The following is a 12,892-nucleotide window of genomic DNA, read 5'->3' as shown; positions in this document are numbered from 1 at the left end:
GAAATCTCTGGTTTTGGCTTATGCTTTTTTAGGGTAAGTTTACGTACTGAATACAGAAAATTAACGCAAACTCTGGGAAAAATTTACAGTTGGCGAAACCAACACCACTAAACAAAGATCAAAAGGTAAGCAAAGAAAAGGTTTATCTATAAACATCAAAGAGTTAGCAAACTTACCCCACTCTTTTCCGCAAAGTTATACACAATTATTGTTAATAATCACCAAGCATGAACTACAGCATCATGCTTGGTGTTGCACTCATAAAAACAACATCCAGGTATGGCAAGCGTGGCTCTAAAAACAACCTATTAAGCTATCAATAAAGCCTTGACCTAAGCATTCACTTTTATCGGATAATAACTTGCCAAAAGCCATCATCCGATAAGTTACTAGGCAACTGCTTTAACCTTCAGATTAAACAGAGCGCTCTACATACGACGGGCGCACAGCCTTTGTATCTGTCTGATGACGCATTTTTAATTCGCGTTGCACGAGTTTAGCTATGCGATAAGACTCCAAGCGAATCTCCCGTAACTGGCCACTAAGCGGATTAACTTGACCAATAACATGAAGATTCGGCAAAACGGCAGGACCTTCTACAATATGACTTCTGGGCCAATCCTCTGGCAGCTTCACATTGGGCGCACTAACCAAATCAGCTAAACCTGGCCTGAAGCCAGTGGCCGCCACAATCAAATCCGGCTTCAGGTCCATCAGTTCATCGCTTTCACCAAAAATACGGTCCTGCACATATACATTTTCATGATTAATCTTTTGTATGGGACCAACGATTTTCAGGCGACCTGAACGCAAAGCCGTTGCGAAAGGAGCATATAACGTTGGCGTAACATGAGTACGTGAAAATTTTTCTGACAGCGAGCCCTTAGGCAAAGGAAGACCATATTTAGTCAAATCGCCCACAAACTGTCGCTGTAAAAAAGCCAGAACACAGTCACCCACCGCACGCGGCAGTTTACGCAACACCACACCAAGAGACGCCAAAGGCACCCCACAAACACTTTTAGGCAAAATATAAGGAGGTGTCCGGATCGATAAAGTCACATCCGCATGCTCGGAAAGACGGGTAGCGATTTCAGCACCAGAGTTACCACTTCCAACCACCAAAACCCGCTTTCCCTTGTGGTCCAAGGCATTTTTAAATTTGGATGAATGAAGAACTTCACCCGTAAATGAATCCAGCCCAGGCCACTCAGGAATCACTGGTAAACGTGAAGCACCTACTGCAAGCACAACAACACGCGCAAAAATATCCGCGAGTGAATCGGACTGTATCCGCCAAAGCGATGTATCCGGCTCATATACAACAGCAGTAACACAAACCCCGGTTTCAACCTGAAACCCACCATTGCGAGGAATACTTTCCAGCATCCGGACCACATCGTCCTTGCCTGGCCAAGCGCCTGCCGAGCGCGGAATAACCCCTCCGGCCAAGCGCGAAAAATACCGCTTCGTATTTAAGCGCAACCCTTCATAATGATTCCGCCACACATCACCCACCGCTTGAGTTTGCTCAATCACAAAAGGATTCAGCTTTTGCTGTTTTAAGGCATACGCGGCACTCAGGCCGGCAGGACCACCACCTACGACAACCACATCATGAATCAGTTCCGTCATACTGCAGTCACCGCTAAATCAGACTGATAAACAACATCTACGGTCAAAGGAACCGGACGCAAAATGGTATCTGGAATTGGCGCTGTGGGTAAAAGTTTTTTCAGAATTCCATCTACCCGCTCTTGGGGGGCATCAGTTTGAATATTCACTTTCACCTCAATTTTTTCAAATCCGGGTTGACCACGCTCAACACCATAAGCCGCCCGAAAATTCACCCGGCCACTCACCAGCACTTCCAGATGATCAACGCGAATACCGGCAGCGGATAAACCCCCAACATAGGTGGCGGTAAGGCAATGCCCTACTGCCGCTAACAACAAGTCTTGCGGTGTTGCCCCAGAGCCTTGACCGCCATACATAACGGGCTCATCACCCTGCAATGCCAGACCACCAGAAAGCTGTGCCTCTGTACGATATCCTGATTTCCAAAGCACTTTGGCTGCATAGGTTGGACGAGACACCTCACCGTCGGGATGAACTCTCATTTGTTCTTGGGCTTTTCTGACTTGCTCCGAGTTAATGCCATTCAAAAAAGTAGCTGCAGTATCAGTAGTATGAGTCGTATTTGTCATTTTTAAATTCCAATTTAATAATAGTCCCTGAAATACATCCAGGTTTTTGTAATCGCTTAAGTTCGTTCCACAATCCGCATTTCATGCTCAAGGAAACTATCCAGCCGTTTTTGCAATATTCGAAAGGCCGGAGCATCCGGATCACGCGGGTGTGGCATATCAATATCAATAATTTCGGCAATATGTCCCTGCGGTTGACTTGCCATCAACACAATACGATTTGCCAACATCAAGGCTTCTGACAAATCATGCGTAACCATAAGAACTGTTGCATTCGTCAAATGCCAAGCTTGAAGAAGGTATTGCTGCATCAGGCGCCGGGTTTGGTTGTCCAGGGCTGAAAATGGTTCATCCAGCAACATTAATCTGGGCTTCAGCGCCATGCTACGAGCCAAGACCACACGCTGTCGCATCCCCCCCGACAATTGACCAGGCAAACGGTCATGCAAATCTCCCAATCCCACCTGACTTAATAACTCACCGGCAATCTGTCTTGCCTCACTTGCCGCAACCCCATGATTTTCAAGTGCAAAGCTGATATTTTCCGCTGCCGTCATCCATGGAAAGAGATTGTTATGTTGAAAAATAAAAGCACTTTGCGCTGCCGGACCGGATAACCCTAAACCATCGTGAAGCACTTGCCCGCTGTCCGCATGATCAAGGCCTGCCGCCAAATTTAACAAGGTAGTCTTGCCACAACCACTGCGTCCCAGCAAAACCGTCAAACTCCCCGGTTCAATCGTTAATTGGTCCACATGAATCGTGACTGCAGATCCAAACCTTCGATATATATTCTGAAATGCCAGCTGAATACCCTGCTGGCGTGAGGTTGTGTTCACACTCATCGTTCCCACCAAACTATCCAACGGCCACATGCCAATAACAGTCGATCAACAACAAAACCAATAATGCCAATGGTAACAATACCCACCATCACCATTTTCATATTGAACATCTGCTGCGAAACGATAATCACATAACCCAAGCCTGAATTAATACCCGCCATTTCTCCTGCCAACACAGCCATCCAGGCACCAAAGAAACTCATTCTGATCGTGGTGACGACATTGCCTGCAATGGCAGGCAAAAACACCTTGCGCCACAAGCGAACCCTTGAGGCACCAAGATTTTTGGCAATACGGATATATTCAACCGGAACATTACGCAAGGCGGCAATTAAGGACAATGTCATTGAGCCAACGACAGTGATAAACACAATAAACATCGCTGCTTGCCCACCAATACCAATTACCGCGATGGTAAACGGTATCCACGCCACTGGTGCTATCGGTGCCAATGATTGCACCAGTGGCATAATCAAACAGGATAAAAAGCGTGTTTCGAGCACAAGAATCGCTAACAAAAATGAAGTCACGATGCCGGCCAACATCCCTACCGCGACTCTTAACAGGGTCGCAAGAATAGACTGGCCCAGACCAATACGGTGTACGCCAAATCCAATCGATGCCTCACCTGAAAACAGATAAGGAATCGTTTCACTGGGTGGTGGCAAAATACGAGGATTCAACCAACCTTGCCAGGCCCCCACCTCCCACACTGCCACGATGAGCATCCATGCCAAACAAAACCATAAAAAATCACGGCCAACTTTGGCAAACCGTGCATAAGATCCGCCAGCATCGCGTAAGAAAGGAAGCCGTATGATTGCTGTTGCATTAATTTTCTTGCCCTCATCCATCACAGGCAAGCCAACACTTTGATTTGAGGCCATTACTATTTACGTGTTAAACAGGTTGATAACGCAAATCCAACAGAGCATCAACGTTATCTTTTTGCAGATAACCCAGCTCGATCAAATATTTAACACCTTGATGTAGGCCCGTTACGCCAGCAGGACTAATCACAGGATTAGGGAACTGGCGCTTTAACGCCACCCGCAATACATCACGTGACGTACCGTAAATAGGCTGCAAATCATCCAATGCTGTTTCAAAATCATTGTTGAAAATATCGGCCGCCTGTTTCAAGACCTGCAGATAAGCCGACAAGGCCTTGTCCCGGCTATCAACCGTCCCAGCTTTGGTCGTAATCACGCAATCCGCCGCCTCGGGGCCCCATACCGAATTGGAATCTGTCAGATACACACCGCCGGCCTCTTTCACCACACTTTCCGCATAAGGCTGGGCCAACGTACATACATCGATGCGACCGTTGGCAAGGGCCTCCCCCATCCCCACCATGCTATTGAAAAAAGTCATGTTGTAGTCATCATATGACTTTCCATTTTTTGAAAGCGTTCCATAACCGACCAGTTCCAGCGTATCCAAACGCAAAGTACCGATACGCAATTGTTTGCCTGCCTGCGCAATCAGCTCATCCACGTTGGCAACCGATCCTTTTCTGGCTACCAATTCAATGCCGGCCTGACCAGACCCGCCAATAACCCGCAAATGCTCAGCACCATCAGCATGAGCAGCCACACTCATTGTCCAGGGGCTATGTATCAATTCAAGGTTGTCGGCCTCCAAAGCCTGCAGAGCTTCGCTGGGCCCGTTAAATTGGGATAACTCGACATTAAGACCTGCTTTTTCAAAAAGACCACGTGATTTAGCAAAAAAAAGATGAGAGACACACCCTGCTGGCATATGTCCAACTCGAATTTTTTCCCCGCCAGCAGCGGCTTCGGCACGCGTTGCTGCCGTCAACAGCGCAGAACCCAAGACGCCCACAGAAAGCACTCCGCATCCGCACCCGCATAGAAATTGTCGACGAGATAAGGAAAGCGTAGAACTATTGCGCTTTGAGGCAAACGAATTGGCCAAAACCGATTTACGAAGGCGGGAAGAAAATTGAGACATACAGTTCACTTGTTATTGATTAGTTTAAAGTTCAGGAAACGAATTCTAAGCATTTTCTCAATTTGTACTACTATTTAATAATTATTAACTTATTACCAATAAAACCTAAAAGATTGGATATAGCGCTTTATCCATGTACATACACCATGCATTAATACCCTCCAAACGCATCACTGCGGCCATTGTCAATCAGCTTCCTCCATACCTACCAGACCAGCCAACACCAAAATAAAATCTTGTTACTGCTTACAAAATCTAAATATGCTAAAAACTAACTGTACAAAAATACAGCTTTTAGAAAAAACTGAGTATCGTGATGGTCGCATCAAAAAAACCTCTCGTAACGCCTATGCCAACACCCCTTATTACCGATAAACCTTTGGCCTTTGTTGACATTGAAACCAATGGAGGAAGTGTCAGTAACGGTAAAATAACTGAAATAGCCATTATCTGTTACGACGGGATCACCGTGAGCACTTACACCAGCTTAATCAATCCAGAATCCCCTGTCCCTGCCTATATCCAGCAATTAACAGGCATTAGCAATGACATGCTCAGTGATGCACCGGTCTTTGCTGAAGTGGCAGAGACGATCAGGCAAAAACTGGATGGCCATATTTTTGTTGCTCACAATGTGCGATTTGATTACGGTTTTATTAAAAACGCTTTCAAGCGCTTGGATATTGCCTTCAAGGCCCCTTTGCTTTGTACCGTCAAACTCTCCCGTAAACTCTACCCTCAGTATCAACGCCATGGTCTGGACCAGCTGATTCAGCGACATCAGCTGCAAACGAGTGCCAGGCACAGGGCCTATGACGATGCCCATGCAATCATGCAATTCTGGCAAATCATTGAACGGACCTTTACCCCCGAACACCTTGCAAAAGCCGTTAAAAGCATAATGCTCAGTCCTTCGTTACCTGCACATATTGATGCCGAGATCATTGAATCCATTCCCAATACATTCGGTGTCTATCTTTTTTATGGAGACAACAACTTACCGATTTATATTGGTAAAAGTAATCGTCTGCGTCAGCGTATTCTTTCCCATTTTTCAAGTGATTACGCCTTGCCCAAAGAAATGTCGATTTCCATGCAAATAAAACGCATCGAGCATATTGTCTGCGCAGGGGAAGTGGATGCACTATTAACAGAGTCCCGCTTAATCAAAGAACGCATGCCAACCATGAACCGACAGTTACGACGTAACAAGTCTGTTTTTTCATGGCTATTAAATGAATCGCAACCTGGATTATGGATACCTTCCCTGGTCAGCGGACAGGATGTTGAACTGGGTGTAAACCCACACTTGTATGGCCTTTACGACACCGCCAACGATGCGTGCATTGCTTTGCGACAAATAATCAAAGAAGAAAAACTATGCGCTCAAACCCTGGGACTTGAAAAAGGCAAACCGGGTACACCTTGTTTTGCAAGACAACTGAAAAAATGTAATGGGGCCTGCGTTGGCCTGGAAACCCATAGCGAACACTCGAAGCGACTGATAACTGCCATGGCAAAACAACACATCAAGCCATGGCCCTATAAAGGCATTTCCTTGCTACGCGAAGGTACGGTCACGCATGTTATTCATCAATGGTGCTACTTGGGAACTGCCCATAATCAGGATGAACTACACACCATACTTCAAAGCGGCACAGGAGATTTCTCCCGGGATACTTACCGGATTTTGCTAAAACACCGCCATAAATTAATACCGCTTGATAACCATGAATTATGTCTTGATTGATGACCACCCTGAAGCAAAGGAAAATTCAGTCCAGGACCAGCTCAACATCATCCCGCTCATCAGCCACCGCCCTGAAAATATCAATCAGTCCTTCATAGTAAATTTCACCCAGGGCGTCAGCACTGTTTGCATGGTCAAGCCAGACAATTTTAAAAGGACCTTTGACATCAGCACTAAGGCTGTCATACAGGGCATCCAGGTTACGGCCAAAATACGGGGGCAACTTTAAATGCAGCTGCAACAAGTCATAAACCTCATCGATATTACTAATCCGATTTAACTCACAAACCCTAACGCAACGTGCGGCTTTTTTCAGGCGGCGAGCCGATATGGAAGCAGTTTTTACTGGCATGATGGCACCTTGTGAAATGTCTCGTAATGATCAACCGTAACGTAGCGCTGCTGCCCGTCTGGGCTATATACCAGACGTTTGGCATTACGTTTTTTACCCAGGTAATCCAGATCGGCCTCTTTCCAACTGCCTTTGGGCAATCTGCGTTCATAATTGCCAAAACGGTCACCCCCCATGGACTTGCCCGTTAATGAAGGTATGTCCTGGAAATATATCCCCGGGCGCCATCCCTGCTCACGTGCCTGCTGCTTCATGACAAAATAAGCAGGCAATCTTTGACGGGTGTTCAAATTTTGCAATATCTCAACCAATTGGGGCTCATTGATTTGGCCAGACAGTTCCTTCCGGTTCAGTTCCTGGACCACAATTTCACAAGCAGCAACCGAAGACCTAAATGCTGACTTTTCAACTTCTGTTGGCGCCTTACCCATTGCCATCACTGGCATTGAAATTGACAACAATAACACCAAGAACAAACGTTTCATGACCCCATCCTGTATTTGCAGTCTAATACCCTGCATGCAAGTAACACACCGAACCAATAATATTTTACAATTTAAACGATTAAACACCCATGTTAAAAAAGATAGTTTAATTTTTTCAAATACTTAACCAGAAGATCAGGCATATTTAAAGAGAGATCAATGAAACAGCAAGCTGCCTCCCACCAATTTTCCTTACTACAAAAACGCTGTTTCGCACCTTTTTTCTGGACACAATTCTGCGGTGCCGCCAACGACAACCTTTACAAATTTGCCGTAACAATTTTACTGACTTATCAATGGCAAAGCCAATGGTTTCCGTCGAACATGGCTGGTGTGATTATTGGCGGCCTGTTCATTTTGCCATTCCTGCTATTTTCAGCAACCAGCGGACAACTCTCAGACCAGTATGACAAAATCCGCATCATGCGCAATGTCAAAAACGCCGAAATTGGCATCATGCTAATAGCCACTTACGGCATTTACCTGCAATCCGTCCTCATACTGCTGGCCTGCATTTTCCTCATGGGCCTACACTCCGCGCTCTTTGGGCCCGCCAAATACGCCTATCTGCCTCAAGTCCTTGAGAATAAATCCCTAATGGGCGGCAATGCCCTGGTCAGCATGGGCACTTTTGTATCAATTTTATTAGGCAATATTGCCGGGGGAGTCCTGGTAGCCATTCCCGGTAACGGGCATCTATGGGCTGCGCTTGCTTGCCTGCTGCTCGCCGTGGGCGGCAGAATCAGTGCCCAATTCATTCCACCGCTAGCAACAAAACCCGTAAATACCGGCATAAACTGGAACCCGTTTACTGAAACCATTAAAAACCTGGCGATCGCCCGCGAGAACCGCCTGATCTTCAAGAGCATGCTGCTGATCAGCTGGATGTGGTTTTTCGGCGCGGTTTTTATTGCCCTATTTCCCATTTTTGCCAAAGACATTCTAAAAGGCAACGAACACGTGGCCGCATTGCTACTGGTACTGTTTTCAATTGGCGTGGCCACAGGCTCATTGTCGTGCGAGAAACTGGGTTTACACCGCCCTGGCTTGTCACTGGTGCCCTTGGGGGCTGCAGGAATGAGCCTGTTTACAATCGACCTGTATTTTTCAATTACCACGCCCGATTCACCAGAGCTGCGCACTTTCAGTCAATTCATTGCCCAACCGGCCAACTGGCGCACCATGTTTGATCTGTTCATGCTAAGTGCCTGCGCAGGATTATATAGCGTGCCCCTGTATACATTTATTCAGAAAACCACCTTAAAAACACATACCGCCCGTATTATTGCCGCCAACAATATTCTCAATGCCATTTTCCTGATTGCCAGCGCACTGGCAACCGGTTTCCTGCTAAGCCTGAATCTTTCTGTACCGCTTATTTTTCTTTTGGCGGGAATTGTAAATATTCTATTTTCTTATGCCATCTTTTTAACAGAACCAGGCTTTAAGAAAAATGCTTGAAACCTAACGAAATTTTTCGTCAATTTTTTAATTGAAATGAGAGAATTCTAATTATAATTTGAGTTATAGTCGTTTATCCTCATTGCGCTTGAGGATAATTGTCTTACAGCGATGCACGCATATAATTTTAGCTAATAAAGGATGCTCATGAAAGCATTTGGTAAATTTTTAATACTACTGGCTCTGGTTCTAGGCATTACGTTTTTTGCCTGGAAATTGCTGGAAACCTCTTTGTTTAACGACGAAGACGAACCGACTCCACCGGTTTCAGGGGTCATCATCCCCTCAAAAATCACACAGCACGAACCGCCCCCCATACAAAAACAGGAAGATCTTTACCAAAGCACATCTTCCGATGAACCAGCCCAACCACTGGTTGCGTCAAGTAACTTTACCTGCCAGGCCAGCGTTAAAATCATTGGCAAACTATATGACATGAAAAACGCAGGAAAAACACAAGACGAAGCCAACGAATTCATCAGTAACGACAATAGCGTACCTGATGATCAGGTAGGCTCATTTATCGAGTTTGCCAATACCTTGTGGAACTCACCTGCTAACAAAATTGTGCCAAAAGCGCAATTTTTGGACAATTTCCTGCAACAATGCAAAAGCCTGGAAAAAGGACAGTAAAAACAATTCGGTACAGAAATACCGTAATGTAATGCAATCAAATACCCGGATAAAGAACTGCCCTTAAAAAAACGAACCTTCACCAATCCGTGAAAGCCGTTTAATCAGTTCCCCACTCTCCGGGTATTTTTTCGTTTATCCAAACCTGTTTCAGTCGCGATAAGCCTGCCCTACCATTGCAGCCACCGAATAGCGAGGGGCAAATGAATCGGCCTGCGCCAGTGGCCATGCCAATTCGAAAATTTTCTGGCTATACTGCTCTTTCAGCAAATCCCCCTCCTCAAGTTCGGGGTAAATGGCCGATAACAATTTAACTTCACTACTGGAAATTCGCCTTACCACATGATGGGCCCTTAACTGTTGTGGATGCACCAGGCCTGCCGCTTCCAGCAACTCGGCCAAGGCCAGCAACGTATTATGATGAAAATTCTTGACCCGGTCTGATTTATCTTCCACCACCAGTGCTTTTTGCCTGATGGGATCCTGGGTAGCAACGCCCGTAGGACAACGCCCCGTATGACAGGCCTGGGCCTGGATACAGCCGATGGCAAACATGAACCCCCTTGCGCTATTGCACCAATCGGCCCCAAGAGACAGTGTTCGCAACACGTCAAACCCAGAAATAATTTTACCCGCCGCACCAATCCGGATCTGGTTGCGTAACCCAATACCCACCAAAGTATTGTGCACCAAACGCAAACCTTCTTTCATGGGCACGCCCATATGATCGGCAAACTCAACCGGTGCCGCACCGGTGCCACCTTCCGCCCCATCAACCACAATAAAATCGGGTGTAATGCCTGTTTGCTGCATGGCTTTGGCAATCGCAAACCACTCCCAAGGATGACCAATGCATAGTTTGAACCCAACCGGTTTGCCATTGGCCAGGTTTCGCAAGCGCTGGATAAAATGCATCAATTCAACCGGCGTGCTGAACGCGCTATGGGCTGCCGGAGAATTACAATCTACCCCTACAGGCACTCCACGAGCATCTGCAATTTCCTGGGTAACTTTGGGTCCTGGCAATATACCGCCCTGCCCGGGCTTGGCTCCCTGGGACAATTTAAGCTCTATCATTTTGACATTGGGAAGATTCGCCCGTTTCTCAAACTCTGCCTCGGAAAAATTGCCCTTGGCATCTCGACAGCCAAAATATCCCGAGCCGATATTCCATACCAGGTCTCCACCGTGCTCCAGGTGATAGCTACTGATCCCGCCCTCACCCGTATCATGGGCAAAACCACCCTTTGCAGCGCCACTGTTAAGAGAGCGGATAGCATTGGCGGACAACGCGCCAAAACTCATGGCTGAAATATTGAATACCGACATTTCATAAGGCTGGGTGCATTGCGGACCACCCACCCTGACCCGGAAATTGGCGTCATCAATTTTCGAAGGCTGCAGAGAGTGATTGACCCACTCATAACCATCGGCATACACGTTTTCAATCGTTCCGAAGGGCCTTTTATCTATTTGCTGCTTGGCCCGCTGATAAACGATAGAACGTTGGGCACGGGAAAATGGCAAATTGTCATTGTCATTTTCAAGAAAATACTGCCTGATTTCGGGCCGGATAGATTCCAGCAAAAAACGCAGGTTACCGATAATCGGGTAATTGCGCCTGATGGAGTGACGGGTCTGAAGTAAATCATAAATCCCCAAAAGACTCAGCAACAAAGCGGGAACCAGTAAAAACAGCCAGCTTGCACCATCAATGACAACCATATACAGGCCCAACAAGGCGGCCAAGGCAACAAGAAGAAACACCGAATACCGGGACAAAAACAAATTGATCATTGAACACTTACCCACATGATTAAACCCAGGCTTACGAGCAGCCTGATTCAAATCCGCCCCATACAAAAAAACCTTGCGTATAAATACACAAGGTTTTTTTAACGATAGGCCGAAAGACTATTGGTTATATTGACTAAGCAATTATTTTGCAGCCTGCTGAGGAACAACCGCTTTCATGATTGAATCTGCTGTTGCATCATCACGAACCATGAAAAGGAAATCTGAACCTTGCTTTACACCAGTAATGGAAGCCAGTTGACCGCCAATAGTAGTTGCATATCCGTATTGTTTATTAACTTTAGACAGTGCCTCAACACCCGCTGGGTTCAGGCCCAATTTGATGAAAGTACGGCCTTGGTTATCACGAACATGGTTGATGGTTGTCAGGTTTGCACGGGTAATTACCGGTGTTGGGCTAACATAAATGGTTTGCTTTTCGCTAAGCTGGAAAGGACGGAAACCTTTAATCACTTTATCTGAAGCCGTATAAACATCTACACTGGCAGCCTGGGCGGGTGCTGCAGCTTGCGTAGATTCGGTTTTTTTCACTGTGTTACATCCGGCCAGCGCCACTGCCAAAGGCAAAATAACCAAACCAAGTTTGCGTGAGATTTTCATGTAAATTCCTTATTTGTTAAAGCAATTATTCATCTGCCATACGCAAATTACAACATAGGCACTCTAAAAAAACAAGACAGATTATCGCTTTGAAATGTCAACAACCCTAAAATTTGATGCCTGGCGATTATCTTTTTCCACGGATCATGTCTGCGGTATCCCTTGCATTAAGCAATGTCAGCATTGGAACCAGCAATACACCGTCTTCAAGTTGCGCTTCAGATGTTGTCATAGTTGAAAACACGGATTGATCCATGCTGGCCAGAACCGTTTTATGTAAATTGGATTTATCGTTAATGGCGGTTTTCAGCTTGGTTGCACCTTTGGGCGTAAGCCGCAGGCCCAGGGCTGGCTTGTCTTTGGCTTTTGCTACAAAAGCCGCTTTCACATCTTCACGATTCAACAGGACACCGGATGTATAGTAGGTTTGGTCGCCTGCCTTGACAACCACATCTTCCAGGGCAATGGCCTTGCTGTTTTTACCTTTTTTTGCCGCTGTCTTGGTAATTGAACCCACATAAATTTCAATCTCGCCCTTACCGTTTTTCTTAACCATTTGGGCACTGCTGGCCGCAACCGGTTTAGTGGTGGCTGCCTGGGCATTATTGGCACTGGACGTCTCATTTGAACCAAACACACTGCAACCGGTCAACGCAACGGTCAGGACAGACAATCCTAAAACTTTAACTAATTTCATAACAGACCCTTCAAGAACAATATTCAGAAAAAAGAATTATCTCTTAATTATAATTCCTTTCAATCAAAATTTT

13 protein-coding genes are annotated in these 12,892 nt (G+C 46.0%); 3 read left to right on the top strand and 10 right to left on the bottom strand.

The annotated features are described in order from the left end of the window. Positions 1-414 precede the first annotated feature (414 nt). Genes ACM5Q9_RS01515 through ACM5Q9_RS01495 form a run of 5 tightly spaced genes read right to left on the bottom strand, consistent with a single transcriptional unit; the run spans position 415 to position 4,906 of the window. Positions 415-1,635: a flavin-containing monooxygenase gene (locus ACM5Q9_RS01515; RefSeq protein ID WP_418142968.1), complete on the bottom strand. Its 1,221-nt coding sequence runs from the start codon at positions 1,633-1,635 to the stop codon at positions 415-417. Next, positions 1,632-2,207 (bottom strand): OsmC family protein, encoded by a 576-nt coding sequence (locus ACM5Q9_RS01510; protein ID WP_418142967.1) that lies wholly within the window; start codon positions 2,205-2,207, stop codon positions 1,632-1,634. The genes ACM5Q9_RS01515 and ACM5Q9_RS01510 overlap by 4 nt, the downstream gene beginning before the upstream one ends. 56 nt (positions 2,208-2,263) lie before the next feature. Further along, on the bottom strand, positions 2,264-3,052 hold the full coding sequence (locus ACM5Q9_RS01505; protein ID WP_418142966.1) for an ABC transporter ATP-binding protein: 789 nt from the start codon (positions 3,050-3,052) through the stop codon (positions 2,264-2,266). Next, entirely contained in the window at positions 3,049-3,939 is an 891-nt protein-coding gene (locus ACM5Q9_RS01500) for an ABC transporter permease (RefSeq protein ID WP_418142965.1), read from the bottom strand. The genes ACM5Q9_RS01505 and ACM5Q9_RS01500 overlap by 4 nt, the downstream gene beginning before the upstream one ends. Before the next feature lie 13 nt (positions 3,940-3,952). Next, the gene (locus ACM5Q9_RS01495) at positions 3,953-4,906 is read right to left on the bottom strand and encodes an ABC transporter substrate-binding protein (RefSeq protein ID WP_418142964.1); all 954 of its coding nucleotides are present in this window, start codon (positions 4,904-4,906) and stop codon (positions 3,953-3,955) included. A gap of 469 nt (positions 4,907-5,375) precedes the next feature. On the opposite strand from ACM5Q9_RS01495, the gene ACM5Q9_RS01490 reads away from it, so the two are divergent. After that, positions 5,376-6,776, top strand: a complete 1,401-nt coding sequence (locus tag ACM5Q9_RS01490) for an exonuclease domain-containing protein (RefSeq protein WP_418142963.1) — start codon at positions 5,376-5,378, stop codon at positions 6,774-6,776. Positions 6,777-6,801: 25 nt separating this feature from the next. Here the strand turns inward: ACM5Q9_RS01490 and ACM5Q9_RS01485 are convergent, their stop codons facing one another. Next, complete coding sequence (locus ACM5Q9_RS01485) at positions 6,802-7,128, bottom strand: barstar family protein (RefSeq protein ID WP_418142962.1); 327 nt, start codon at positions 7,126-7,128, stop codon at positions 6,802-6,804. Beyond that, positions 7,119-7,613, bottom strand: coding sequence for a ribonuclease domain-containing protein (locus tag ACM5Q9_RS01480; RefSeq protein WP_418142961.1), 495 nt, complete (start codon positions 7,611-7,613; stop codon positions 7,119-7,121). The genes ACM5Q9_RS01485 and ACM5Q9_RS01480 overlap by 10 nt, the downstream gene beginning before the upstream one ends. A 159-nt stretch (positions 7,614-7,772) precedes the next feature. Here ACM5Q9_RS01480 and ACM5Q9_RS01475 point away from each other — a divergent pair, with 159 nt between their 5' ends. Continuing rightward, complete coding sequence (locus ACM5Q9_RS01475; protein WP_418142960.1) at positions 7,773-9,074, top strand: MFS transporter; 1,302 nt, start codon at positions 7,773-7,775, stop codon at positions 9,072-9,074. Positions 9,075-9,221: 147 nt separating this feature from the next. After that, positions 9,222-9,707 carry a hypothetical protein gene (locus tag ACM5Q9_RS01470; RefSeq protein WP_418142959.1) on the top strand — a complete coding sequence of 162 codons (486 nt, stop codon included), beginning with the start codon at positions 9,222-9,224 and terminating at the stop codon, positions 9,705-9,707. A gap of 150 nt (positions 9,708-9,857) precedes the next feature. Here ACM5Q9_RS01470 and ACM5Q9_RS01465 read toward each other — a convergent pair whose 3' ends face one another. The 3 genes from ACM5Q9_RS01465 to ACM5Q9_RS01455 all read right to left on the bottom strand — a co-directional run bounded on the left by ACM5Q9_RS01465 (position 9,858) and on the right by ACM5Q9_RS01455 (position 12,819). Continuing rightward, positions 9,858-11,501, bottom strand: coding sequence for an FMN-binding glutamate synthase family protein (locus ACM5Q9_RS01465; protein WP_418143146.1), 1,644 nt, complete (start codon positions 11,499-11,501; stop codon positions 9,858-9,860). Positions 11,502-11,645: 144 nt separating this feature from the next. Next, positions 11,646-12,122, bottom strand: coding sequence for a hypothetical protein (locus tag ACM5Q9_RS01460; RefSeq protein ID WP_418142958.1), 477 nt, complete (start codon positions 12,120-12,122; stop codon positions 11,646-11,648). A 127-nt stretch (positions 12,123-12,249) separates the two neighbouring features. Beyond that, the gene (locus tag ACM5Q9_RS01455) at positions 12,250-12,819 is read right to left on the bottom strand and encodes a hypothetical protein (RefSeq protein WP_418142957.1); all 570 of its coding nucleotides are present in this window, start codon (positions 12,817-12,819) and stop codon (positions 12,250-12,252) included. Between the last annotated feature and the right edge of the window lie 73 nt (positions 12,820-12,892).

Origin of the sequence: Advenella sp. RU8 (assembly GCF_048381675.1) — a bacterium.
Classification (GTDB): domain Bacteria; phylum Pseudomonadota; class Gammaproteobacteria; order Burkholderiales; family Burkholderiaceae_B; genus Advenella.
This window is presented reverse-complemented; position numbering and strand designations above follow the sequence as displayed.

Bases quoted from the DNA above. Each gene is read 5' to 3' on its own strand.
- ACM5Q9_RS01515 (WP_418142968.1), bottom strand. From the start codon at position 1,635: ATGACGGAACTGATTCATGATGTGGTTGTCGTAGGTGGTGGTCCTGCC.
- ACM5Q9_RS01510 (WP_418142967.1), bottom strand. From the start codon at position 2,207: ATGACAAATACGACTCATACTACTGATACTGCAGCTACTTTTTTGAAT.
- ACM5Q9_RS01505 (WP_418142966.1), bottom strand. From the start codon at position 3,052: ATGAGTGTGAACACAACCTCACGCCAGCAGGGTATTCAGCTGGCATTT.
- ACM5Q9_RS01500 (WP_418142965.1), bottom strand. From the start codon at position 3,939: ATGGCCTCAAATCAAAGTGTTGGCTTGCCTGTGATGGATGAGGGCAAG.
- ACM5Q9_RS01490 (WP_418142963.1), top strand. From the start codon at position 5,376: ATGCCAACACCCCTTATTACCGATAAACCTTTGGCCTTTGTTGACATT.
- ACM5Q9_RS01485 (WP_418142962.1), bottom strand. From the start codon at position 7,128: ATGCCAGTAAAAACTGCTTCCATATCGGCTCGCCGCCTGAAAAAAGCC.
- ACM5Q9_RS01480 (WP_418142961.1), bottom strand. From the start codon at position 7,613: ATGAAACGTTTGTTCTTGGTGTTATTGTTGTCAATTTCAATGCCAGTG.
- ACM5Q9_RS01475 (WP_418142960.1), top strand. From the start codon at position 7,773: ATGAAACAGCAAGCTGCCTCCCACCAATTTTCCTTACTACAAAAACGC.
- ACM5Q9_RS01470 (WP_418142959.1), top strand. From the start codon at position 9,222: ATGAAAGCATTTGGTAAATTTTTAATACTACTGGCTCTGGTTCTAGGC.
- ACM5Q9_RS01460 (WP_418142958.1), bottom strand. From the start codon at position 12,122: ATGAAAATCTCACGCAAACTTGGTTTGGTTATTTTGCCTTTGGCAGTG.
- ACM5Q9_RS01455 (WP_418142957.1), bottom strand. From the start codon at position 12,819: ATGAAATTAGTTAAAGTTTTAGGATTGTCTGTCCTGACCGTTGCGTTG.